The organism is Mucilaginibacter terrigena (genome assembly GCF_004168255.1).
Lineage (GTDB): Bacteria > Bacteroidota > Bacteroidia > Sphingobacteriales > Sphingobacteriaceae > Mucilaginibacter > Mucilaginibacter terrigena.
Genome location: NZ_SEWG01000003.1, coordinates 238,036 through 260,829, shown reverse-complemented (window position 1 = coordinate 260,829; position 22,794 = coordinate 238,036). Strand labels below are relative to the sequence as shown.

Here is a 22,794-nt window from a genome sequence, read left to right as displayed (position 1 = left end):
ATACTATATAAGGTCTTTTAAATGTTTATAGTTGGCTTTAATAGTATCTACTACTTCGTCCATTCGGCCATTCAGCATCAGTTTGGTCATGGATAGGGCCATCCCTTTTACCTGTCCCAGTTCAACCTTTGGCGGCATGGCTAAAGCATTAGGATCGGTAAATATATTTATTAATGCCGGGCCTTTATATATCAGCCCTTCAATTAAAGCTTGTTTTGCTTCATCGGGGTCTTTAATAGTTATCCCTTTCATGCCCATTGCTTTGGCAACCATGGCAAAATCGGGGTTGTGCATCTCGGTTTGCCAGTCGGGCAGGCCGGCAACTTCCATTTCCAGCTTCACCATCCCCAGCGAGCGATTGTTAAACACGATTATTTTGATGGGCAGATTGTATTGTGTTATAGTTGCCATGTCGCCCAGCAGCATGGAAAGCCCGCCATCACCACATAACGCTATTACCTGCCTGCCGGGCATTGCCAGTGCCGCGCCTATCGCCTGTGGCATCGCGTTGGCCATTGACCCATGATTGAACGAGCCTATCATTTTACGCTTGCCCGTAGCATTGATATAGCGCGAGCCCCATACGCAAGACATACCGGTATCTACTGTAAATATAGCATCATCGGTGGCTAATTCGTCAATCAAGCTGGCAATATACTCGGGGTGGATGTTTTCCTTTTTACCGGTATCATCCACGTAGATCTTCATGTTCTTTTTCACGTCGGCGTAAAAATCAAGCTGCGCCTTCAGGAAGCTATCGTCCCCGTGCTGCTCTACCTGGGGTAATAAAGCGACAAGTGTATCTTTAACAGAACCGCTTAACCCAACATCAACCTTGGCGCGGCGGCCAATGCGCTCGGGTTTTATATCAACCTGCACTATTTTGCAACCGGTAGGCATAAACGGTGTGTACGGAAAATCGGTGCCTAATAATATCAGCAGGTCAGATTCGTGCATGCTGTGATATGCCGAAGGCAAGCCCAGTAGCCCCGTCATCCCTACCTCGTTGGGGTTATTATACTGGATATCCATTTTGGAGCGGAAAGAATAGGCCACCGGCGCATTAAGTTTTTGCGATAAGGCAACCACTTCGTCGTGCGCATCGGCGGCCCCTATACCACAAAACATGGTAATTTTTTTATGCTGATTAACCAGGGCGGCAAGTTTGGCAATATCTTCATCATTAGGCCTTGTTACTGCAACCGGGTCGAAATTTTGGGTGGACGTTGTAATTTCTTCGGCATCCATACTGGTCAGGTCGCCCGGTACGCCAAGGACTGAAACACCTTTGCGGTGCAGGGCAGCCTGTATACCGGCCTGAAGCATCCGGGGGAATTGTTTGGGCGTTGTGGCCACCTGGTTATAGTGGCTGCAATCGTCAAATAACTTAATGGTATTTGTTTCCTGGAAATATTCGGTGCCATACTCAAAGCTGGCGACGGTAGATGCTATGGCTATAACCGGCGCACCCGAACGATGGGCATCGTACAAACCGTTGATGAGGTGAACATGGCCGGGGCCGCTGCTGCCGGCGCAACAGGCCAGGTTACCGGTAAGCTGCGCTTCGGCGCCCGCTGCGTATGCTCCGGCTTCCTCGTGCCGCACATGCACCCATTGGATACTGCCTTCGCGCCTTACAGCATCGTTAACCTCGTTTAAGCTATCGCCTGTTACAGCATATATTCTTTTGATGCCTGCGTTCACCAGCATTTCAACCATCTGGTCTGCTACCTTTGCCATAATTGTTTGTAGATATTATACTATTTAAACCCAATAAACGGGAAGGGGTTTTAAAATTGACAAACATTATAACGCAAAAAAGCCTCCCGAAAGATCGGGAGGCTTTGATATTCTAAAAGGAATAACTAATTATTCGCCTTTTTCTGCATTTTCTTCTTTGTCGTCAGCTGCAGGAGCTTCAGCCGCAGGGGTTTCCTCTACAGCCGGTGCTGTTTCAGCAACAGGTGCAGTTTCAACAACTTCTTCGGCAACTACGGGGGCAGCAGCAGTAGTATCAGCAGCTGCAGCAGCAGGAGCCGTTTTAGCTTTAGAAGCACCACCACGGCGACGTGTTGTTTTCTTCTCGGCCTTAGCATCAACATCCTTACCGTAAACGGTGTTGTAATCAACTAATTCAATGATAGCCATTTCAGCGTTATCGCCTAAACGGTTCTCTAACTTAACTATACGTGTGTAACCACCGGGACGGTTAGCAATTTTTTCGGCAACTTCACGGAACAGGATGTTCACGGTGTCTTTGTCTTGCAAATAGCTAAACACTGTACGGCGAGAGTGTGTAGTATCGTTTTTTGATTTTGTTAAAAGTGGCTCAACATAACCGCGCAGGGCTTTTGCTTTTGCCAATGTTGTTGTAATACGCTTGTGTTGAATAAGCGAAGACGCCATGTTAGCCATCATCGCTTTGCGGTGGCTATCTGTACGACCTAAATGGTTTACTTTTTTTCCGTGTCTCATTTGTTTGTTAATTTGTGCACGTGCATACCGTCAGGCGAACTTAATCAAGCCCTCGGAATTATGCCCTCGCTTACTGTTTATTAGATTTGAGATAATAAATGTGAGATTGGAGACATAAGATCTAAAATCTCAATACACATATCTCACATCTTATATCTACGATTATTCTTCGTCTAACTTAAATTTAGACAGGTTCATACCAAAAGATAAGCCTTTTGATTTAACCAGGTCCTGAATTTCGGTTAATGATTTTTTACCAAAGTTCCTGAATTTTAACATATCGGCAACATCGTACGATACCAGGTCTGCAAGGCTGCGGATGTCGGCAGCTTTTAAGCAGTTTAGTGCGCGTACGCTCAGGTCAAGATCAACCAACTCGGTTTTAAGGATCTTACGCATGTGTAAAATTTCCTCGTCAACTTCTTTGGTTTCTTCTTTAGCCTGTGCTTCAAGCATCATGTTCTCGTCAGAGAACAGCATGAAGTGCTGGATAAGGATCTTGGCAGCTTGTTTCAATGCATCCTCGGGATGGATAGATCCATCTGTAGAAATGTCAAGGATCAGTTTTTCATAATCCGTTTTTTGTTCTACACGATAGTTTTCAAGCGTATATTTTACGTTCTTAATAGGTGTGAAGATCGAATCGATAGCTATCACGCCTACGTTAGCATCAGGATTTTTGTTTTCTTCGTTGCTGATGTAACCACGGCCTTTAGCAACAGTAAGCTCAACTTCAAGCGTTACTGATGAGTCCATATTACAAATAACAAGATCAGGGTTCAATACGGTAAAGTTGTTTGAAAACTTAGTAATGTCGCCTGCAGAAAAAGCATCCTGGCCGTTAATGATCACAAATATTTTCTCATTATCGCCCGATTCACCTGTCTTTTTAAAACGAACTTGTTTTAAGTTCAGGATGATCTCGGTTACGTCTTCAACAACACCTTTGATGGTTGAAAACTCGTGCATCACACCCGAAAAACGTACTGATGTAATAGCATAACCTTCTAATGAAGAAAGTAAGATACGACGCAGAGCATTACCAATGGTTACACCGAAGCCTGGTTCTAACGGACGAAACTCAAACGTGCCATCAAAATCATTCGATTTTTGCATGATAACCTTGTCTGGTTTTTGAAATGCTAAAATTGCCATTTATATCTTTTGTTTATTGTTAACTTGATTATAGATTTGAGATATGAGACGTGAGATATGAGAGCTTGCCTTTTATCTTCTTCTCTTCTAAAACCCCTTAATTATTTTTCTTTTGACCTGAAACCAGAAAAGAGACTTGAAAAAAGTCTCAAATCTCATATCTAAAATCTCAAATCTTATTTTGAATATAACTCGACGATAAGGTTCTCTTTGATATTCTCAGGGATCTCATCGCGGTTTGGATAGTTTAGGAATTTACCTGATAATTCATCAGCGTTCCACTCTAACCAGCTATATTTATTTACTTTACGGCCTGCTACTGATGTAGTGATGCTTTCAAGTGATTTTGATTTTTCGCGTACTGCAATAACGTCGCCGGCTTTTAATGCATATGATGCAATGTTTACCACGCTGCCGTTAACAGTGATGTGTTTGTGGCCTACCAGTTGGCGTGCACCAGAACGGGTAGGTGCAATACCTAAACGGTAAACTGCATTATCCAAACGGGCTTCTAAAAACTTTAATAAGTTCTCGCCGGTGATACCTTCTTTAGCAGAAGCTGTATGGAATAAGTTTTCGAACTGACGCTCTAACACACCGTAAGTGTATTTAACTTTTTGTTTTTCCATTAGCTGTACCGCGTACTCAGATTGCTTTCCTCTTCTTTTAGAAGCGCCATGCATACCTGGTCCGTAGTTTTTACGTTCTAACGCCTTGTCCGGACCGAAGATCGGCTCGCGGAACCTACGCGCAATTTTTGATTTGGGGCCTGTATATCTTGCCATTATTTGTGTGTTTTAAAGTATCAAACAGCCCGCAGCTGTCGAATCTTAGCTTTAAAAATTAAGTGAATTAAACTCTTCTACGTTTAGACGGACGGCAACCGTTGTGCGGAAGCGGGGTAATGTCCTTTATAGTAGTTACTTCGATACCTGTTGTTTGCAGGGTACGTATTGCAGACTCGCGGCCTGAACCCGGACCTTTAACAAAAACCTCTACCTTGCGCAGACCTAAGTCGTAAGCAACTTTACCGCAATCGGCAGCAGCCTGACCGGCAGCGTAAGGGGTGTTCTTTTTAGAACCTTTAAAACCCATTTTACCTGCAGACGACCATGATACAGCTTGTCCGCTTTTGTTGGTAAGGGTGATGATGATGTTGTTAAAAGTTGCGTTGATGTGTGCTTCGCCGATAGCGTCTACAACAACAATGCGCTTTTTGGTAACTTTTTTGCTTTTAGCCATTTTGTTTTTGAGGTTTGAGATATGAGATTTGAGATGTGAGACAAGCTCATTTCAAAAACATCCTATCCTATTTTAGCAAGATGATAGATATGATCTCATGTCTCATATCTAACGTCTCAAATCTATTTACTATTTAGTAGCTTTCTTTTTGTTAGCAACTGTTTTACGTTTTCCTTTACGGGTACGCGAGTTGTTTTTGGTGCGCTGGCCACGTAGAGGTAAACCTTTACGGTGACGGGTGCCACGATAGCAACCAATATCCATTAAACGTTTGATGTTAAGCTGAACTTCTGAACGCAGTGAACCTTCAACTTTAATTTGATCGTTGATGATTGTACGGATAGCGGTTAACTGATCATCATCCCAATCCTGAACTTTGATGTTAACATCGATACCTGCCTGGTCTAAAATGTCCTGAGCAGTAGAGCGGCCTATGCCGTATATATAGGTTAAACCTATAACACCTCTTTTATTTTTTGGTAAATCAATACCGGAGATCCTTGCCATATTTGTTTTTGTTTTTAAGTAATACCGAACGGCGGGCCACCGTTGTGCGGTTTATTACAATACTTTTCTAATTATCCCTGACGCTGCTTAAACTTTGGGTTCTTTTTGTTTATCACATAAAGTTTCCCGTTACGGCGGATGATCTTGCAATCAACGCTACGTTTTTTAATGGATGCTCTAACTTTCATCTCGTTTTTATTTATATCTGTAGGTTATTCTTCCTTTTGTTAAATCATACGGGCTCATCTCCAATTTCACTCTGTCGCCAGGTAATATTTTGATGTAGTGCATCCGCATTTTTCCGGATATGTGTGCAATAATCTCGTGGCCGTTTTCAAGTTCAACTCTAAACATCGCATTTGATAATGCTTCGCGAATTGTACCATCTTGCTCAATCGAGGATTGTTTTGCCATATTTTATTGATTATTACTTAATTATCCACCCCAAAACCGGGATGCAAAATTAATAAAAAATATTTACTTTTTATTCTTTTCTTCTAAAACTTTATCAATGTATTCAAACGTTGATAAAACATCGGGTTTCCCCTTCTTAACAGCCACGGTATGTTCGTAATGTGCCGATGGTTTTTTATCAGATGTTGATACGGTCCACCCATCATCCCAAAACTTAACACCGGCACGGCCCGCGTTGATCATTGGTTCAATGGCTATCACCATTCCTTCTTCTAATTTAATACCTGCGCCGCGTTTACCGTAGTTAGGTACTTCGGGCTTTTCGTGTAAGCGTGTGCCTACACCATGGCCAACAAGTTCCTTCACTACGCCAAAACCATTCTTCTCGGCATGTTCCTGTACCGCGTAGCCAATATCGCCAATGCGCATACCTACTACGGCCTTTTCAACACCCAGGTCTAAACACTCGCGTGTAACACGCATTAGTTTTTTTGTGGTTTCGTCAACTTCGCCAATGGCAAAAGTAAAAGCCGAATCGCCGTAGTATTTGTTTAGCACTACACCGCAATCAACAGATACCAGGTCGCCCTCAACTAAAACATGTTTACCGGGGAAACCGTGCACCACCTGATCGTTAAGTGAGATGCATAACGAATATGGGAAACCGTTATAATTTAAAAATGCCGGAACCCCCCCGTTATCACGGATAAAGGTTTCGGCAAGTTTATTTAATTCTATTGTGGTTATACCGGGGCCTATAACTTTAGCTATCTCCCCATGTGTTTTGGAAACAAGTAAAGAACTTTCTCTTATCAGCTCTATCTCTTCGACAGACTTATAAATGATCTTTGACATGTATATTATTAGATAACCGGCGGAGTAGCACCCGAAGCTGTAGGGATACTTGCACGGCCTTTTATCCTGCCAGTTTTCATCAACCCATCGTAATGACGCATTAATAAATGGCTTTCGATTTGCTGCAAAGTATCTAACACCACACCCACAAGGATGATTAACGATGTACCACCAAAAAATCTTGAAAAGATGCTGCTTACCCCTACTAAACTGGCCAGGGCCGGTATAATAGCAACTATAGCCAGGAAAATAGAACCCGGTAAAGTTATTTTAGAGATAACCCCGTCAATAAACTCAGCTGTAGATTTACCCGGTTTAATACCCGGAATAAAGCCACCATTCTTTTTCATATCATCAGCCATTTGGTTAGGGTTAACCGTAATAGCTGTATAAAAATATGTAAACAGTATAATTAAAATACCAAATATCAAGTTATGCTGCCATGAGTTATAATTTGATAAGGCCATTAAAAAGCTGTTTGTTGACATAGATGGGAAGAAGCTTGAAATGGTTGCAGGTATAAACATTAAAGCCTGCGCAAATATAATAGGCATTACACCTGCAGCATTTACCTTTAAAGGTATATACTGGCGTACGCCGCCATATTGCTTATTACCAACAATACGTTTTGCATATTGTACAGCAACTTTACGTGTGCCTTGTACTATAAGTATGGTAAACATTACCACACCAAGCAAGGCCACAATTTCTACAATGAAGGTAATTAAACCACCCGGTCCGCCTGTACGTGATTGAAATTCTACAATAAACGCACTTGGTAACTGGGCAATAATACCCACCATAATGATCAGCGAGATACCGTTACCAATACCCTTATCCGTGATCTTTTCGCCCAGCCACATTACAAATAAGGTACCGGCTGTTAATACGCAGGTATTTAATATCGTAAAGTAAGGGTTGCCAATAAGCATTGCATCAGGCGTAATTTGCGATTTTAAGTACGCAACAGCTTGTACCGCGGTAATGGCTATTGTTAAATAGCGTGTCCACTGGTTTATTTTGTTACGGCCGCTTTCGCCTTCCTTTTGCAATTTAATAAAGTAAGGTACTGCAATACCCAATAACTGCACCACAATTGATGCAGATATATAAGGCATAACACCTAATGCCATGATAGACGACCGTGAGAACGAGCCGCCGGCAAACATGTTTAACAGCCCTAAAAGCCCTTCTTTATTTTGGTCGGCGTTAAGTGCTGCCGCGTTTACACCCGGCAAAACAACAAACGAACCAACGCGATATATCAAAAGAAATAAGAGTGTGTTTAAAATACGCACTCTTAGATCTTCAATTTTCCAGATATTGGATAATGTGGTGAAAAATTTCTTCATCGAAATTATAACTTTACAATAGTTCCGCCGGCTGCTTCAATAGCTTTTTGTGCAGTAGCAGTAAATGCGTGTGCTTTAACCTCTAATTTAGCTTTTAATTCGCCGCGACCAAGTATTTTTACCAGATCGTTACGAGAAACTAAACCATGCTCTTTTAAAGTTGCGAAATCAACTGTTGCCAGCGAATATTTCTCAACCAATTGTTGCAATACATCAAGGTTTACACCTGTATACTCTACACGGTTAGGGTTTTTAAAGCCTACCTTAGGTACACGGCGCTGTAATGGCATCTGGCCACCTTCAAAACCTACCTTGGTAGATGTACCTGAACGTGAACCGGCACCTTTATGGCCACGGGTTGATGTACCGCCACGGCCAGAACCTGTACCACGGCCAATTCTTTTCCTATTTTTAGTAGAACCTTCTGCAGGTTTAAGATTACTTAAATTCATGATATTAAATATTTTCTACTGCTACCAGGTGGTTAACTTTACGTACCATTCCAATAATAGCCGCAGTGGCTTCAACTTCCACGCTGTGGTTAATTTTTTTAAGACCTAAGGCCTCAACGGTTTTTTTCTGGCGCTCGCTTCTGTCGATAACGCTTTTAATTTGTGTTATTTTAATTTTCGACATGACTGATTATCCGTTAAATACTTTACCTAAACTAATACCGCGTTGTTGCGCTACGGTATGTGCATCGCGCAGTTGCGATAATGCAGATACGGTTGCTTTAACCACGTTGTGCGGGTTTGATGAACCTTTTGATTTTGCCAATACATTGTGTATACCGGCACTTTCTAATACTGCACGCATTGCACCACCTGCAATTACACCGGTACCGTTAGCTGCTGGTTTTATAAAAACAAAACCACCGCTAAATTTACCTATCTGCTCGTGCGGGATAGTACTGTTGATGATAGGGACCTTTACAAGGTTCTTTTTTGCATCGTCAATACCTTTTGCAATAGCTTCGGTAACCTCTTTGGCTTTACCCAAACCGTAACCTACAACACCGTTCTCGTCGCCTACTACCACAATGGCAGAAAAGCTGAATGTACGGCCACCTTTGGTTACTTTGGCTACACGCTGTATGCTCACCAGGCGATCTTTTAATTCGATCTCGCTGGTTTTTACTCTTTTTATGTTGATTGTTGACATTTCCTGTTTCGATTAAAAGTTTAAACCACCCTCACGTGCACCTTCGGCCAGCGATTTGATGCGGCCGTGATACAGGTAACCATTCCTGTCAAAAACCACATCTTTAATACCTGCGGCAATAGCTTTTTCGGCTACTAATTTACCTACAGCTACAGACTGGTCTGACTTTGTTGTACCGCTTGCTACAAAATCTTTTGATAATGATGAAGCAGATACAATGGTTTTTCCTGTTACATCGTCAATAATTTGTGCATAGATGCCTTTGTTGCTTCTGAATACAGATAGACGAGGGCGTGCTGTTGAACCTGAAAGGCGTTTTCTGATGCCTTTTTTAATCCTGTCTCTTCTTGATAGTTTCATGACGATTATTTTTTAGATGCTGATTTACCTGCTTTTCTTCTCAATACTTCGCCAACAAACTTGATACCTTTACCTTTATAAGGCTCTGGTGCACGTAACGAGCGTATTTTCGCCGCTACCTGACCGATCAATTGTTTATCGTTTGATTCCAGGATGATGGTTGGGTTTTTACCCTTCTCAGCAGTGGTTGTAACTTTAATTTCTGATGGTAATTGAAACACATAGTGGTGAGAGAAACCCAACACAAGGTCTAATGTATTGCCCTGGTTAGTTGCGCGGTAACCCACACCAACTAATTCCTGCTCAATTTTGTAACCGGTGGTTACACCAACAACCATGTTGTTTATAAGCGAACGGTATAAACCGTGTAATGCTTTGTGACGTTTCTGGTCAGACGGGCGCTTAACTAATAAGTTACCCTCTTCTTGCTCAATGATGATATCTCTATCAACTGCCTGTTGCAATTCACCTTTTGGGCCTTTAACAGTAACAACATTATCTGCTGATACGGTAACGGTAACTCCGCCGGTTAATGCAATAGGTGCTTTTCCTATTCTTGACATTGCTTAATTTCCTCCTATTAATAAACGTAGCATAAAACTTCGCCACCCACATTTTGTGCACGGGCTTCTTTATCGGTCATTACACCTTTAGAAGTCGATAAGATGGCGATACCTAAACCATTTAACACACGCGGCATGGTGTCCATACCTGCGTATTTCCTCAAACCTGGTTTACTAATACGTGCAATGCTGCGTATAGCAGAAATTTTAGTTATCGGGTGATACTTCAAAGCAACTTTGATGCTGCCTTGAGGACCGTTATCCTCAAACTTGTAATTAGCAATGTAACCTTTTTCGAAAAGCACTTTAGTGATTTCCTTTTTCAGATTTGATGCAGGAATTTCAACAACCCTATGGTTGGCTTTAATAGCATTCCTTACTCTTGTAAGATAATCTGCGATTGGATCTGTATTCATTATTGTTGTTTATGATAGTGGTTTCCTTCCGGTAACATCCCAGGCGACCTTCTATCGGTTAATTCTTTTAAAATTCGAGCCGCGAAAATACGAAAAATTCAAAACATATTTAAGGTATGTTTTGAATTCTTAATTGCTTACGAATTATATGATAATTACCAGCTTGCTTTTTTAACACCCGGTATTTTACCGGCCAGTGCCATATCGCGGAATGTAACACGCGATATACCAAACTGGCGCATGTAGCCACGCGGGCGGCCTGTTAATTTGCAACGGTTGTGCAATTTTACCGGTGATGAAGCCTTAGGTAATTTATCTAAGCCTATGTAATCGCCGGCTGCTTTTAACGCTGCTCTTTTTTCAGCAAATTTTGCTACTAATTTGGCACGTTTTACTTCACGAGCCTTTACGCCTTCTTTAGCCATTGTTAGTTGGTGTTTGATTTTTAAATGGTAAACCAAATTGTTTCAGTAACTCCAATGCTTCAACATCGTTTGTTGCCGAGGTTACAAAGGTAATGTCCATACCCTGGATCTTGTTGATCTTGTCAATATTGATCTCGGGGAATATGATCTGCTCTGATATACCTAAGGTATAGTTTCCGCGTCCGTCAAAACCTTTATCGTTAATGCCTTTAAAGTCACGGATACGTGGCAGGGCAACAGCAATTAAACGGTCTAAAAACTCATACATTGTATTATCGCGTAATGTAACACGCACGCCAATTGGCATACCTTTACGCAATTTGAAGTTAGAGATATCCTTTTTAGATTTTGAAGAAACCGCTTGCTGCCCAGTGATGGTTGTTAACTCGCTGATGGTGTTCTCGATAAGTTTTTTATCGGTAGTAGCACCGCCAACACCCTGGTTGATAGCTATTTTCTGCAATTTAGGAACCTGCATTACACTTTTATAAGCAAACTTATCTTTAAGCGCCGTGCGGATTTCTTCCTTATATTTTGATTTTAATCTTGGTACGTAAGTCATTACTTAATTTCCTCCCCTGATTTTTTTGATACTCTAACCAATTTGCCGGCATCGTTTAATTTACGGCCAACGCGGGTTGTTTTACCTGTTGAAGGTTCAACCAGTGCCAGGTTAGAAATGTGTATAGCAGCTTCCTGCTTTACAATTCCGCCGTTAGGGTTGGCTGCATTAGGCTTGGTGTGTTTAGATACCATATTGGCACCTTCAACAACAGCCCTGTTTTTATCAATGATAATTTCAACTATTTTACCTTGTGATCCTTTTGAATCACCGGCTATTACCTTAACTAAATCGCCCTTGCGGATCTTTAATTTAGCTGGTTTTGTGTTTTTCTTTTCCATATTACAATACCTCCGGTGCTAATGATACAATTTTCATAAATTGTTTTTCACGTAACTCTCTGGCAACAGGGCCAAAGATACGTGTGCCCCTTGGCTCATCCTGGTTGTTTAACAAAACGGCTGCGTTATCGTCAAAGCGGATATATGAACCATCTTTCCTGCGGATCTCTTTCTTGGTCCTAACCACTACGGCTTTAGATACTGTACCTTTTTTCACGTTACCTGATGGTAATGCGCTTTTTACGGTAACTACTATCTTATCGCCAATAGAAGCATATCTTTTACCGGTACCACCTAATACGCGTATTACTAAAACTTCTTTAGCACCGCTGTTATCGGCTACATTTAATCTTGATTCCTGTTGTACCATGTTATTTAGCCCTCTCTAAAATTTGAACTAATCTCCAGTTTTTGTTTTTGCTCAACGGGCGGGTTTCCATAATCAATACGGTATCGCCAACACCACAGGTGTTTGCTTCGTCATGAGCCATAAATTTGGTAGTCTTCTTTACGAATTTACCATAGATGGGGTGCTTCACCTTCCGCTCTACAGCAACAACAATAGATTTTTCCATCTTATTGCTTACTACCAGGCCGGTACGTGTTTTTCTTAAATTTCTTTCCATTGTTTTCCGACGCTTAAAAATTAATTCTGTTCAGAAGCTGACGCCGCCTTGCGTTTTGTTAGTTCAGTATTCAAACGAGCAATATCCTTGCGCACTTTTGTAATGCGGGTTGGGTTCTCAATAGCCGAAACCGCGTGTGCAAATTTCAGTTTTGTAAGAGTTGATTTTTCCTCGCTCAGTCTTGCTGACACTTCTTCGGTTGAAAGCTCTAAAATTTCTGAGTTCTTCATGTTCTTATTGTTGTTGTAATGTTGGAAAGTTTAAATGTTTTAATGTTACCTAATGGCGGCTGCAATAACTTTACAACCTTTCAACATTTACAACTTTTCAACCATTTATTTATGCTTCTACGTAATCCCTACGTGTTACAAATCTGGTTTGCACCGGTAGCTTTTGTGCTGCAAGGCGTAACGCCTCTTTTGCAACATCTAAAGGCACACCTTCTGCTTCAAATATCATCCTGCCCGGGCGTACAACTGCTACCCAGTATTCTGGGGCACCTTTACCTTTACCCATACGTACCTCTGCTGGTTTTTTGGTTACAGGCTTGTCAGGAAATATCCTGATCCACACCTGGCCTTCACGTTTCATAAAACGTGTTACAGCAATACGTGCAGCCTCGATCTGGCGGCTGGTTATCCAGGCGGCTTCGAGTGATTTTATACCGAAAGATCCGAATGAAAGCTCAGTACCACGACTGGCTAAACCTTTCATCCTGCCTTTTTGCATCTTTCTGAACTTCGTTCTTTTTGGCTGTAGCATTTTCTTAAGTATTGAGATACGAGATATGAGATGTGAGATTTATACCTTTCGGTGTCTCTTATCAAGATATCTTTTATCTTATTTAATTGTTATCTATATGCTGCGGACCGGGGATGATAACAGATGAATTTCTCACATCTCACATCTCAAATCTCACATCTGTTATTATTATCTTCTTCCCGGGCCACCTGGGCGGTTACCACCACCTTGTCCACCGGGGCGGTTACCCTGGCCACCCGGGCGGTTACCCGCGCCTGGTGCACCACCGCCTCTGCGGTCGTTACCACCTGGTTTACGGTCGCCTCTGCGCTCGCCGCCTCTTTCGCCGCCACGTGCATTATCACGGCCGCCGAAACCTGCAGAACCTTCTGGGCGCCCACCTTTACCGCTTGCGCTGCTTGTACCACCAATGTTTGGCGATAAGTCGCGTTTGCCGTAAACCTCACCTTTACAGATCCATACTTTAACACCTATTTTACCATAAGTAGTTAAGGCTTCTGCCAAAGCATAGTCAATATCGGCACGGAAAGTGTGCAATGGAATTCTTCCTTCTTTATATTGCTCGGTACGTGCCATCTCAGCGCCACCTAAACGGCCTGATGTCATCACTTTAATCCCTTCGGCACCCATTCTCATGGTCGAAGCAATTGTAGTTTTCATGGCACGACGGAAAGAGATACGTGCTTCAAGTTGTTTAGCAATACCTTCGGCAACTAACTGGGCATCAAGCTCAGGGCGTTTTATCTCGAAGATGTTGATCTGAACATCCTTTTTTGTTAATTTTTTTAACTCTTCCTTGATCTTATCAACCTCGGCGCCGCCTTTACCAATTACAATACCCGGACGGGCAGTGTGTATGGTTACAGTAATGCGTTTTAAAGTACGTTCTATAACTACTTTAGATACACCACCTTTGTTAATACGTGCTGATAAGTATTTACGGATCTTTTCGTCTTCAACTAATTTGTCGGCATAGTGATTTCCACCGAACCAATTAGAATCCCAACCGCGGATGATCCCTAACCTGTTACCTATTGGATGTGCTTTTTGTCCCATTTCAAATTAGTTGTTATCGTTTTTACTATCCACAATAAGAGTTACATGGTTAGAACGTTTGCGGATACGGAAACCTCTACCTTGTGGTGCAGGGCGTAACCTTTTTAACTGGCGGCCACCACCTACTGATACTTCTTTTACAAATAAAGCGCTATCCTCAACACGTTTGCCTTCATTTTTTGCTTCCCAGTTTTTAATGGCTGATAACAAAAGTTTCTCTACACGTATTGCAGCTTCCTTGTTTGTAAATTTTAAGATGTATAACGCTTTCTCAACGTTTTCACCACGGATCAGATCAACCACCAAACGCATTTTGCGTGGTGAAGTTGGACAGTTCTGTAGTTTAGCAACCGAAGAGCCACCCACTACGAGTTTAGCCGCTTCCTTTTGTTGCCTGATCAGTACAGACTTTTTGATTTTAGTTGTTGCTTCCATGCCTTATTTTTTCTTTTCTGCGTGACCGCGGAATGTGCGGGTTGGTGCAAATTCTCCCAACTTGTGACCAACCATGTTTTCTGTTACGTACACAGGGATAAATTTATTACCGTTGTGTACTGCGAATGTATGACCAACGAAATCAGGAGAGATCATGGAACGACGTGACCATGTTTTTACAACTGATTTTTTACTTGCATCATTCAAGGTCAGAACTTTTCTTTCCAGGTTATGATCTATGTAAGGTCCTTTTTTAATTGAACGTGCCATTATTATTTCTTCCTTCTTTCAATGATGTAACGATCTGATCCTTTTTTCTTGTCACGGGTTTTGTAGCCTTTAGCTAATAAACCTTTACGTGAACGTGGATGACCACCTGAGGCTCTACCCTCACCACCACCCATAGGGTGATCTACCGGGTTCATGGCTACACCACGTACTCTCGGACGGCGACCTAACCAGCGCTTGCGGCCGGCTTTACCTAACACTGCGTTTGCTTTTTCGCCGTTTGAAACGGTACCGATAGTTGCCAAACAAGTTGACAGTATCATACGTGTTTCGCCCGAAGGCAATTTGATGATGGCATATTTACCATCGCGTGCTGATAACTGAGCGTAAGTACCGGCGCTGCGGGCAATAATACCACCCTGGCCAGGGTTTAACTCAATGTTGTGAATGATAGAACCTAACGGGATGTTTTTCAAAGGCATGGTGTTACCAACCTCTGGTGCTGCGCTCTCGCCAGATACAACTACCGTTCCAACTGTTAAGCCTTCCGGAGCTATCATATATCGTTTTTCACCATCAACAAAATGTAACAGGGCTATACGTGCAGATCTGTTTGGATCGTACTCAATAGTTGCAACTCTTGCCGGGATATCAAACTTATTACGTTTAAAATCAATTAACCTGTATGCTTGTTTATGGCCACCACCCAGGTAGCGCATAGTCATTTTACCGCTGTGGTTACGACCACCCGAACGTGTATTGGCTGCTACAACCAACGACTTTTCAGGAACGTTTGTTGTAATATCCGAATTGGATACGTCAATTCTGAAACGGGTACCCGGTGTAACCGGTTTAAATCTCTTTACTGCCATGTCTTATATTATATATTGCTGTAAAAATCAATTGTTTCACCATCCTTCAGCGTGATGATGGCTTTCTTATACGTAGCGGCACGGCCAGATACTGCACCTGCTTTTGTATTGCGGGTTTTAAGTTTACCTACGTATTTCATTGTGTTAACTGCTGTTACGTTAACACCATACATAGCCTCAATAGCGCCTTTTATCTGAATTTTGTTAGCCCTGTGGTCAACTTTAAACGCGTAGCGGTTAAGTTTCTCAGTTAGTTGAGCTACTTTTTCAGTAAGTAAGGGTTTCTTTAAAATTTCCATATTACTTAGCTAATGCTCCCTCCAAAGTTTTAACAGCGCCTGTAGTTAAGATCAGTTTACCTGCGTTTAACACATCATAAGTGTTTAACTGCTCAACGGTAATAACCTTGGTTTTCTTCAGGTTCCTGCTTGATAAATAAACATTGTTATTTTCAACACCGGCTAATACCAATAACGTTTTATCGTTAGTAACATTAAGGTCGGCTTCCATTTGGATGTAGGTTTTGGTTTTAATAGCATCAAAGCTAAAATCTTCCAATACCAAAATGTTGTTATCTTTTGCTTTGTATGATAAAGCAGATGCACGGGCCAGTGATTTTAGCTTTTTGTTTAATTTAAAGCTGTAATCGCGCGGCTGCGGGCCAAACACACGGCCACCACCATTAAACAATGGCGATTTGATGCTACCTGCACGGGCGCCGCCTGTACCTTTTTGTTTATGTAATTTGCGGGTACTACCTGCAATTTCATTACGTTGTTTTGATTTGTGCGTACCCTGGCGTTGGTTAGCTAAGAACTGCTTTACATCTAAGTAAATAGCATGATCGTTAGGCTCTACTCCGAATACGGACTCAGGCAGCTGCACCTTGGCACCTGTTTCTTTACCTGATAGATTTAATACGTTGATTTCCATCTTATTTATCCACTATTACGAATGAACCCTTAGCTCCGGGGATTGAACCTTTAACTACGATTAAGTTTTGCTCGGCAAATACTTTAACCACTTCAAGGTTTTGCACTTTAACACGAACGTTACCCATTTGACCGGCCATACGCATACCTTTGAATACACGCGAAGGCCATGACGAGGCTCCTAATGAACCTGGGGCACGTAAACGATTGTGCTGACCGTGAGTTTGCATACCCACACCACCAAAACCGTGACGCTTTACAACACCCTGAAATCCTTTACCTTTTGAAGTACCTACTACATCAACGTAATCGCCGGCGGCAAAAATCTCAACGGTAACAGTGTCACCAAGAGCTTTTTCGTCTTCGAAAGTTTTAAATTCAACTAATTTACGTTTTGGAGTGGTACCGGCTTTTTGGAAATGGCCTTTTAACGGGCCAGAGGTGTTTTTTTCCTTCTTCTCGCCATATGCTAACTGTACAGCTGCATATCCGTCTGTTTCTACAGACCTGATCTGGGTTACTACGCAAGGGCCAGCTTCGATTACAGTACAAGGAATGTTTTTCCCTGCTTCATCGAAAATGCTGGTCATTCCTACTTTTTTACCAATAATTCCTGACATTTTCTTTATTTTATTTGTGCCCATCGAAGCAGTAGGGCTTCGTTCAAGGCATATTATTTCCCCCTTAAGGGACGGCAAAGATAGAAACTTTACATTAATTTTCAAATAGTTAGTCAGTTATTTTTAAATAAATGTTTGGTAAAGGAAAATGGTTGGTTTTGTGCGGGATGGACAGGGAGAAGAAAGATGATTTACAGATGTGTTTTAAGTAATTTAGCACATATAAGATTTATACATATGCGCCGGGAGCTTTTTCTGATTGTTACTTATGATTTATGGGAGTTGCCTGCAGCCGGTCCGTTAGCCAACAGATCATACTGCGTAAGGCCTTATCTGTTAGCCAACGGAGGGTATCCCCCCTTCAATCCTTAACGCAAATAATCCGTTTGTCATGCTGAACGATAGTGAAGCATCTAATCGCCGACATGCAAATCGAACATGCAAGTTCGCCAGTAGATCCTTCGCGATGCTCAGAATGACAAACAACGGACCTACCCCATCATCAGCCGCCGTATCAACTCGGCGCTTTGCTTGTTACCTTCTTCCAACCGCCCTTGAAAGAAGGCCTGTACCTCGTTAAAGTGCTTCTTGTAGCCTTCCATATCGCCGTAGCCTATGATGGCGCTCCACTCCCGTACGGCTGAGTGAAATTCCAGATCGTCGCCACGGATGGTTTTATCATAAAGGGCGGTTTCGATAGATTCCTCCAATAACTCCTCGTTCTTGAACAGGTATTCGGCTATCCCCAAACGCAGGCGGAACGGCGGGGTTTGGCAGATGAGGTTATCGTAAGGGTTTACGCCAAGGTGGTACCAGGCATCAACCATGCTTAATATGCTCAGGTGCGAGTTTGGTTTTTGGTGCCCGGCATCGCGCGCCAGCGAAAACTCGCGCATTACGGCATCGTTAAACATAATAGGCTTACGGCTTTCGTGGAAAACAAAATCGCGGGCGCGGTAAAGGCGGTTCCTAAACTCCTGCTCTTCTTCCTTTATCATCAGCTTAAACAACTCCGACTCCGATTCGGCATAGCGTTTTACCTGCTGGCGGGCATAAGGGTTCAGGATAGCCAGCCCGGCATAAACGTGTGCCTTATAGCTGAAGATACGCAGGGTGGTCAGGATCTTTACATTATCTATCCCGCCAATATAAGAGGCGTTCTCCCAGGGAAAAAACCCGGCCGATTTCCAGGCCGTGCCCATGCTCTCGAAACCTACGTGGGTTACGGCTTGTGTATCGGCCACAATTTTATCGTGCTCGTGGTAATCCTTTATCTCAACAATGTCGGTTTGCAGGGCAGTAAACAGGTCGTACATGCGCTTGTAGGCACCCGGCTCGCTGCGATGGTTAATGAGTATCAGCTTTTGCCCTTTAGGCTCAAAGCCCGGCCCGTGCATAGCGTGGAAGGTGATGATCTGCGCATCGGCAGGCAGGTACTTTTCAAAAATGGCTATCTCGGGGTGCTTAACTGATGTTTGTCCGGCCACAATGGCGCCGTACTTGGTGGCGGGGCCGTACTGGGCAACCACCTGCTCCAGCTTATCGGCTTCAACAGAGTATATAATAAGGTCGCTTACGCGGGCTACATCTTTGCCATCGTCCATCAGGGTTATGCCTAAAGGGTTAAGCTCGTTCTCCAGTTTCTCCCGGTTATCAGGCATATCGCAGCCGCAAACAGTATAACCCGCCTTTGAAAAAGCTTTGGCATACAATTTACCCATATCGCCCAAACCTATAATACCTATCCGCATAGTATAAATTAAAAAGGCTAATATATGCTTTTGATAATTACACCTTATTATATGTGCTTAACAACTTTTTTATACATTTAAAAAAGAAAAGCATTTGAATGGATATAACTGCAAACCTTACTACTTGTAAAGCCTGCGGCGCAGAAGGAAGCGGTAATTATTGCCACGCCTGCGGCGAACTATACCACACGCACCGCATTACGCTTAAGCACATGCTGCACGAAGTATGGCACCTGTTTACCCATTTTGACAAGGGCTTTGGCTATACTTTAAAGCAGCTGATGCTAAAGCCGGGTTACATGCAGGAAGAATACATTGCCGGCCGGCGCAGCTTGTACCAAAAACCCTTCTCGATGTTTTTTTTATGCGGCACCATTACCGCGCTGGCTTTGTACTGGATAAACAGAGGGGTGCTGGCGATACATGCGTCGGGCGATGAGGCAGAGGGCCATTACTACCAGCATTATTTTGTTTTACTGCAAATGTGCCTGGTACCGGCTTATTCGTTTGTGGCTTACCTGGTATTTAGTAAACGCTACAATTTTGCCGAGTACCTGGTGATATTGCTTTACAATACATCTATGCTGTTTATGTTTATATGTATTGCAAACTTTTTTAAACTGATATTCGGTGCTTTTGAAACGGGGTATATCGAGATAGTGATTGTGTTATTATATAATGTACTTACCTATCTTAATTTATTCAATGACGAAGGCAGGGCATCGGTGATACTGCGCACGCTGTTATCGTCTGTTATCTGTTTTTGCCATATCGCGCGCAGCGATGGAGTTGTTCATCAAATTTTTTATGCCACACAATTAATACAAACTTTTAATACAAACTTTAAATTAAATTTTTACGTTTAAGCAATAAAGCGTACCGATCCTATAATCCCCCGAACCTATATTGATATGATGAAGCTTTTCAAATTACGAACATTTACCATCACTTTACTTATTTTAAGCATAGCCGGTTTTAGCTATGCACAAGATTCAACAAAAAAAGCAGCAGTGAAGCAGGTAACAGTAAAATCTGTTGCCGTAAAGCCAAACCCGTATGCTGCTAAAAAATATGTTCCATATAAAAAACCTGTAACTGCTGCTGTACAAACACCAGGTGCTACTACGCCCCCCTTACATGCCCCGGTACAACCTGCCACCCCTGTTGATAAAAGCCTTCGCGGGCAGTATCAGTATTTGTTAACCAAAGTTTATAATTATCAACAGCCCCTGGTAGCGGCGTTATTTAAAAACTACAGCGATACCTTAAGCCAAACCCGCAAACAGTTAAAAGCTGCGCAGGCCACGCTTGCGGCGCAAACCAAAACTATTGACACACTAAAAGCTGCCTCAATCACAAAAGACCAAACCCTGGCCGAGTCAAAGGCAAAGGTTGACGAGGTGAGTCTGCTGGGCATACCGCTATCAAAATCTACCTATAATTTGATTATGTGGGGACTGGTAATTGGCTTTGGCGCTATTGCTGTTATTGTTATAGCCCGCTCGGGCAGCCACAGCCGCGAGGCTAATTACCGCATTAAGCTCTATAACGAGCTGGAAGAGGAATACAAAATCTACAAAAGCAAAGCCAACGAAAAAGAAAAGAAACTGGCCCGCGAACTGCAAACCGAACGTAACAAGAACGATGAGTTAATGGGTAAAGGATAAGCCCCTCAGCCCCCTAAAGCGGGAGTTAAAAAAAATATGGCACAAGTTATACCCAAAAATAGTTCCCCCGTTAACCAACGGGGGTTAGGGGACAAAGCTTTTTTATTTGGATGGAACCCCACTAAGTTTGCGTGGGCCGATATTGTCGACGATATAGAAACGCTGAAAACAACCGGGAAGTTTGAAGAGAACTGGAGTGTTGCCAGCCATAAAACCATCAAGCCCGGCGACAGGGCCTATGTTGTACGCCTTGGTACCGAACCAAAAGGGATCTTCGCATCGGGGTTTATCACATCCGAGCCTTACCTGGCATCCCGTAGAGGGCGCATCTACCACCGTATTAATATCGGCTTTGATGTATTGCTAAACCCCAATACGGAGCAAATCCTCACTTTCGATATTCTGAAAACCGGTAACCTTGCCGAACAGAACTGGTCGCCGCAGGCATCGGGTATATCCATAAGGCCGCACCTAATTGATGAGGTGGAGGGTGTTTGGCTGGATTTTTTGAGTAATACCTATTATGGCGAATTATAACTTTATTCTCCTTCCGTGTCGCTAATACCCCCTTAAATTGTCGTTTATACACATTTGCGATACCATTTAGCGACTGTACCTTTGAATAAACAAAACAACAAAAAACTATGACAACTCAAATTTTTGTAAACCTCCCGGTTAAAGACCTTGATAAATCAGTGGCGTTCTTTACCAAATTAGGATATACCTTTAATCCGCAATTTACCGACGAGAATGCAACCTGCATGATCATCAGCGATACCATTTATGTGATGCTATTGGTTGAGCCTTTCTTCCAAAGCTTTACTAACAAGGATATTGTAGACACCAGCAAAGCGCAGGAATGTACCATATGCCTGTCTGCCGAAAGCAAGGATGCTGTAAATGAAATAGTTGACAAAGCCGAAGCGGCGGGCGCCAGGATCCCTAAACCGGCAACCGACTACGGCTTTATGTACCAGCACAGCTACGAAGACCTTGACGGCCACCACTGGGAATTTGCCTGGATGGACCCAAACGGTATGCCACAGCATCAGTAATTATCTATAGACCTACATCAAGCAAAAACTATAAAAGCCAACCATTAACGGTTGGCTTTTATATTATTGGATCTTGCCTGTTATCCCAAAAGAATAATATCTCTACAGTATTTTCTCCCACCTCATAAAAGACCGAACAGTTCTTATGAATAAAACCTTTCCGCATATTTAAATTTGATTCCATCGCTTGATAAATAAATGGTGATACTTTGATAGTCTCAATAAGTTTTACTGTCCGTTGTTTAAAATCAGCAACATATTTATCTCCCCACCTGTCCGCCAACTGCCTTGATATTTCATCAAATGTTTCTAAAGCTACAGGAGAATATTTTAGTGTGTACACCATTAAACTACACCTATTCTTTTTTTAAATTCTTCATGTGTGATGAAATTTCCTGCTGCAATTTCTGCCCGTCCTCTTGCTATTCCGTCTAATACATGTTGAGGCAGATCATTTATACTCTCATCTTTAATAAAAGAAATATGCTGTTCTTCCAAAAAATCAGCTATTAACTTTTCCTGGTCGGGAGTAGGAGTTACTATGTATGTGCTCATAAACAAATTTACTTAAAAAAGTATCAGCAACAAAAAAGCCATCCTTTTTCAAGAATGGCTTTTTATTATAGATCTTCCGGTACAGTTACACTTTGATCTCAACTTCAACACCGCTTGGCAATTCAAGCTTCATCAGCGCATCTACAGTTTTTGAGTTTGAGCTGTAGATATCCAATAAACGCTTGTAAGAGCATAATTGGAATTGCTCACGTGCTTTTTTGTTAACGTGTGGTGAACGTAAAACAGTAAAAATTTTCTTTTCGGTTGGTAACGGAAGTGGTCCGCTAACTACAGCGCCTGTTGGCTTTACTGTTTTTACGATCTTCTCGGCAGATTTATCTACCAGGTTGTAATCGTACGATTTTAATTTGATCCTGATTCTTTGGCTCATTTTGCTTGTTTTAATG

At 42.4% G+C, this 22,794-nt stretch carries 38 protein-coding genes; 4 read left to right on the top strand and 34 right to left on the bottom strand.

The window, feature by feature from the left end; genetic code table 11:
• Positions 1–3: 3 nt before the first annotated feature.
• From EWM62_RS08405 to EWM62_RS08255, 31 genes are all read right to left on the bottom strand, one after another.
• On the bottom strand, positions 4–1,740 hold the full coding sequence (locus EWM62_RS08405; RefSeq protein WP_129876214.1) for a thiamine pyrophosphate-dependent enzyme: 1,737 nt from the start codon (positions 1,738–1,740) through the stop codon (positions 4–6).
• A gap of 129 nt (positions 1,741–1,869) precedes the next feature.
• On the bottom strand, positions 1,870–2,475 hold the full coding sequence (gene rplQ, locus EWM62_RS08400) for a 50S ribosomal protein L17 (RefSeq protein WP_129876213.1): 606 nt from the start codon (positions 2,473–2,475) through the stop codon (positions 1,870–1,872).
• A 162-nt stretch (positions 2,476–2,637) separates the two neighbouring features.
• A complete protein-coding gene (locus EWM62_RS08395) occupies positions 2,638–3,630 on the bottom strand; it encodes a DNA-directed RNA polymerase subunit alpha (protein WP_129876212.1) in 993 nt (330 codons plus the stop codon).
• Between the two features lie 176 nt (positions 3,631–3,806).
• A complete protein-coding gene (gene rpsD / locus EWM62_RS08390) occupies positions 3,807–4,415 on the bottom strand; it encodes a 30S ribosomal protein S4 (protein ID WP_129876211.1) in 609 nt (202 codons plus the stop codon).
• Positions 4,416–4,482: 67 nt separating this feature from the next.
• Positions 4,483–4,872, bottom strand: a complete 390-nt coding sequence (gene rpsK / locus EWM62_RS08385) for a 30S ribosomal protein S11 (RefSeq protein WP_129876210.1) — start codon at positions 4,870–4,872, stop codon at positions 4,483–4,485.
• A 129-nt stretch (positions 4,873–5,001) separates the two neighbouring features.
• Complete coding sequence (gene rpsM / locus EWM62_RS08380; RefSeq protein WP_129876209.1) at positions 5,002–5,379, bottom strand: 30S ribosomal protein S13; 378 nt, start codon at positions 5,377–5,379, stop codon at positions 5,002–5,004.
• A gap of 71 nt (positions 5,380–5,450) precedes the next feature.
• The gene (gene rpmJ / locus EWM62_RS08375; RefSeq protein WP_082855993.1) at positions 5,451–5,567 is read right to left on the bottom strand and encodes a 50S ribosomal protein L36; all 117 of its coding nucleotides are present in this window, start codon (positions 5,565–5,567) and stop codon (positions 5,451–5,453) included.
• Between the two features lie 7 nt (positions 5,568–5,574).
• Positions 5,575–5,793: a translation initiation factor IF-1 gene (gene infA / locus EWM62_RS08370; RefSeq protein WP_022833270.1), complete on the bottom strand. Its 219-nt coding sequence runs from the start codon at positions 5,791–5,793 to the stop codon at positions 5,575–5,577.
• 63 nt (positions 5,794–5,856) lie between these two features.
• On the bottom strand, positions 5,857–6,648 hold the full coding sequence (gene map, locus EWM62_RS08365; protein WP_129876208.1) for a type I methionyl aminopeptidase: 792 nt from the start codon (positions 6,646–6,648) through the stop codon (positions 5,857–5,859).
• A gap of 8 nt (positions 6,649–6,656) precedes the next feature.
• Positions 6,657–8,000 (bottom strand): preprotein translocase subunit SecY, encoded by a 1,344-nt coding sequence (gene secY / locus EWM62_RS08360; protein WP_129876207.1) that lies wholly within the window; start codon positions 7,998–8,000, stop codon positions 6,657–6,659.
• A 5-nt stretch (positions 8,001–8,005) separates the two neighbouring features.
• Entirely contained in the window at positions 8,006–8,452 is a 447-nt protein-coding gene (gene rplO / locus EWM62_RS08355; RefSeq protein ID WP_129876206.1) for a 50S ribosomal protein L15, read from the bottom strand.
• Positions 8,453–8,456: 4 nt separating this feature from the next.
• Entirely contained in the window at positions 8,457–8,636 is a 180-nt protein-coding gene (gene rpmD / locus EWM62_RS08350; protein ID WP_067059736.1) for a 50S ribosomal protein L30, read from the bottom strand.
• Positions 8,637–8,642: 6 nt separating this feature from the next.
• Complete coding sequence (gene rpsE / locus EWM62_RS08345) at positions 8,643–9,161, bottom strand: 30S ribosomal protein S5 (protein WP_129876205.1); 519 nt, start codon at positions 9,159–9,161, stop codon at positions 8,643–8,645.
• A 12-nt stretch (positions 9,162–9,173) separates the two neighbouring features.
• On the bottom strand, positions 9,174–9,521 hold the full coding sequence (gene rplR, locus EWM62_RS08340; protein WP_129876204.1) for a 50S ribosomal protein L18: 348 nt from the start codon (positions 9,519–9,521) through the stop codon (positions 9,174–9,176).
• Positions 9,522–9,526: 5 nt separating this feature from the next.
• Positions 9,527–10,084 (bottom strand): 50S ribosomal protein L6, encoded by a 558-nt coding sequence (rplF, locus tag EWM62_RS08335; protein ID WP_129876203.1) that lies wholly within the window; start codon positions 10,082–10,084, stop codon positions 9,527–9,529.
• A gap of 17 nt (positions 10,085–10,101) precedes the next feature.
• Positions 10,102–10,500 carry a 30S ribosomal protein S8 gene (gene rpsH, locus EWM62_RS08330; RefSeq protein WP_129876202.1) on the bottom strand — a complete coding sequence of 133 codons (399 nt, stop codon included), beginning with the start codon at positions 10,498–10,500 and terminating at the stop codon, positions 10,102–10,104.
• A 155-nt stretch (positions 10,501–10,655) separates the two neighbouring features.
• Positions 10,656–10,925 carry a 30S ribosomal protein S14 gene (rpsN, locus tag EWM62_RS08325; protein WP_067059741.1) on the bottom strand — a complete coding sequence of 90 codons (270 nt, stop codon included), beginning with the start codon at positions 10,923–10,925 and terminating at the stop codon, positions 10,656–10,658.
• Positions 10,918–11,487 carry a 50S ribosomal protein L5 gene (rplE, locus tag EWM62_RS08320; protein WP_129876201.1) on the bottom strand — a complete coding sequence of 190 codons (570 nt, stop codon included), beginning with the start codon at positions 11,485–11,487 and terminating at the stop codon, positions 10,918–10,920. Before rplE ends, rpsN begins: the two co-directional genes overlap by 8 nt.
• A complete protein-coding gene (gene rplX / locus EWM62_RS08315; protein WP_129876200.1) occupies positions 11,487–11,828 on the bottom strand; it encodes a 50S ribosomal protein L24 in 342 nt (113 codons plus the stop codon). Before rplX ends, rplE begins: the two co-directional genes overlap by 1 nt.
• A 1-nt stretch (position 11,829) precedes the next feature.
• Complete coding sequence (gene rplN, locus EWM62_RS08310) at positions 11,830–12,198, bottom strand: 50S ribosomal protein L14 (RefSeq protein WP_073405786.1); 369 nt, start codon at positions 12,196–12,198, stop codon at positions 11,830–11,832.
• A gap of 1 nt (position 12,199) precedes the next feature.
• Positions 12,200–12,454: a 30S ribosomal protein S17 gene (gene rpsQ / locus EWM62_RS08305; RefSeq protein WP_129876199.1), complete on the bottom strand. Its 255-nt coding sequence runs from the start codon at positions 12,452–12,454 to the stop codon at positions 12,200–12,202.
• 20 nt (positions 12,455–12,474) lie between these two features.
• Complete coding sequence (rpmC, locus tag EWM62_RS08300) at positions 12,475–12,684, bottom strand: 50S ribosomal protein L29 (protein ID WP_129876198.1); 210 nt, start codon at positions 12,682–12,684, stop codon at positions 12,475–12,477.
• A 109-nt stretch (positions 12,685–12,793) separates the two neighbouring features.
• A complete protein-coding gene (rplP, locus tag EWM62_RS08295) occupies positions 12,794–13,216 on the bottom strand; it encodes a 50S ribosomal protein L16 (RefSeq protein ID WP_129876197.1) in 423 nt (140 codons plus the stop codon).
• Positions 13,217–13,384: 168 nt separating this feature from the next.
• Entirely contained in the window at positions 13,385–14,272 is an 888-nt protein-coding gene (gene rpsC / locus EWM62_RS08290) for a 30S ribosomal protein S3 (RefSeq protein WP_129876196.1), read from the bottom strand.
• Positions 14,273–14,278: 6 nt separating this feature from the next.
• Positions 14,279–14,707 (bottom strand): 50S ribosomal protein L22, encoded by a 429-nt coding sequence (gene rplV / locus EWM62_RS08285; protein ID WP_067059749.1) that lies wholly within the window; start codon positions 14,705–14,707, stop codon positions 14,279–14,281.
• Between the two features lie 3 nt (positions 14,708–14,710).
• On the bottom strand, positions 14,711–14,977 hold the full coding sequence (gene rpsS / locus EWM62_RS08280) for a 30S ribosomal protein S19 (protein WP_067059750.1): 267 nt from the start codon (positions 14,975–14,977) through the stop codon (positions 14,711–14,713).
• Positions 14,978–14,979: 2 nt separating this feature from the next.
• Positions 14,980–15,807: a 50S ribosomal protein L2 gene (gene rplB, locus EWM62_RS08275; RefSeq protein ID WP_129876195.1), complete on the bottom strand. Its 828-nt coding sequence runs from the start codon at positions 15,805–15,807 to the stop codon at positions 14,980–14,982.
• Between the two features lie 8 nt (positions 15,808–15,815).
• Positions 15,816–16,106: a 50S ribosomal protein L23 gene (gene rplW / locus EWM62_RS08270; RefSeq protein WP_121245911.1), complete on the bottom strand. Its 291-nt coding sequence runs from the start codon at positions 16,104–16,106 to the stop codon at positions 15,816–15,818.
• Between the two features lies 1 nt (position 16,107).
• Positions 16,108–16,740, bottom strand: coding sequence for a 50S ribosomal protein L4 (gene rplD / locus EWM62_RS08265; protein WP_129876194.1), 633 nt, complete (start codon positions 16,738–16,740; stop codon positions 16,108–16,110).
• 1 nt (position 16,741) lies between these two features.
• Complete coding sequence (gene rplC / locus EWM62_RS08260; RefSeq protein ID WP_129876531.1) at positions 16,742–17,359, bottom strand: 50S ribosomal protein L3; 618 nt, start codon at positions 17,357–17,359, stop codon at positions 16,742–16,744.
• 491 nt (positions 17,360–17,850) lie between these two features.
• Positions 17,851–19,110: a prephenate dehydrogenase gene (locus EWM62_RS08255; RefSeq protein WP_129876193.1), complete on the bottom strand. Its 1,260-nt coding sequence runs from the start codon at positions 19,108–19,110 to the stop codon at positions 17,851–17,853.
• Between the two features lie 98 nt (positions 19,111–19,208).
• Between EWM62_RS08255 and EWM62_RS08250 the strand changes: the two genes are divergently transcribed.
• The 4 genes from EWM62_RS08250 (at position 19,209) to EWM62_RS08235 (ending at position 21,832) form a co-directional block, all read left to right on the top strand.
• A complete protein-coding gene (locus EWM62_RS08250; protein ID WP_129876192.1) occupies positions 19,209–19,976 on the top strand; it encodes a DUF3667 domain-containing protein in 768 nt (255 codons plus the stop codon).
• Positions 19,977–20,021: 45 nt separating this feature from the next.
• The gene (locus EWM62_RS08245; RefSeq protein ID WP_129876191.1) at positions 20,022–20,777 is read left to right on the top strand and encodes a hypothetical protein; all 756 of its coding nucleotides are present in this window, start codon (positions 20,022–20,024) and stop codon (positions 20,775–20,777) included.
• 36 nt (positions 20,778–20,813) lie between these two features.
• Entirely contained in the window at positions 20,814–21,314 is a 501-nt protein-coding gene (locus EWM62_RS08240; protein WP_129876190.1) for an EVE domain-containing protein, read from the top strand.
• 107 nt (positions 21,315–21,421) lie between these two features.
• On the top strand, positions 21,422–21,832 hold the full coding sequence (locus EWM62_RS08235) for a VOC family protein (protein WP_129876189.1): 411 nt from the start codon (positions 21,422–21,424) through the stop codon (positions 21,830–21,832).
• A gap of 58 nt (positions 21,833–21,890) precedes the next feature.
• On the opposite strand, the gene EWM62_RS08230 is transcribed toward EWM62_RS08235, so the two are convergent.
• The 3 genes from EWM62_RS08230 to rpsJ all read right to left on the bottom strand — a co-directional run bounded on the left by EWM62_RS08230 (position 21,891) and on the right by rpsJ (position 22,778).
• Positions 21,891–22,178 carry a type II toxin-antitoxin system RelE/ParE family toxin gene (locus EWM62_RS08230; protein ID WP_129876188.1) on the bottom strand — a complete coding sequence of 96 codons (288 nt, stop codon included), beginning with the start codon at positions 22,176–22,178 and terminating at the stop codon, positions 21,891–21,893.
• A complete protein-coding gene (locus EWM62_RS08225) occupies positions 22,178–22,387 on the bottom strand; it encodes a hypothetical protein (protein ID WP_129876187.1) in 210 nt (69 codons plus the stop codon). The genes EWM62_RS08230 and EWM62_RS08225 overlap by 1 nt, the downstream gene beginning before the upstream one ends.
• Positions 22,388–22,472: 85 nt before the next feature.
• Complete coding sequence (gene rpsJ, locus EWM62_RS08220; protein WP_022830652.1) at positions 22,473–22,778, bottom strand: 30S ribosomal protein S10; 306 nt, start codon at positions 22,776–22,778, stop codon at positions 22,473–22,475.
• Positions 22,779–22,794 lie beyond the last annotated feature (16 nt).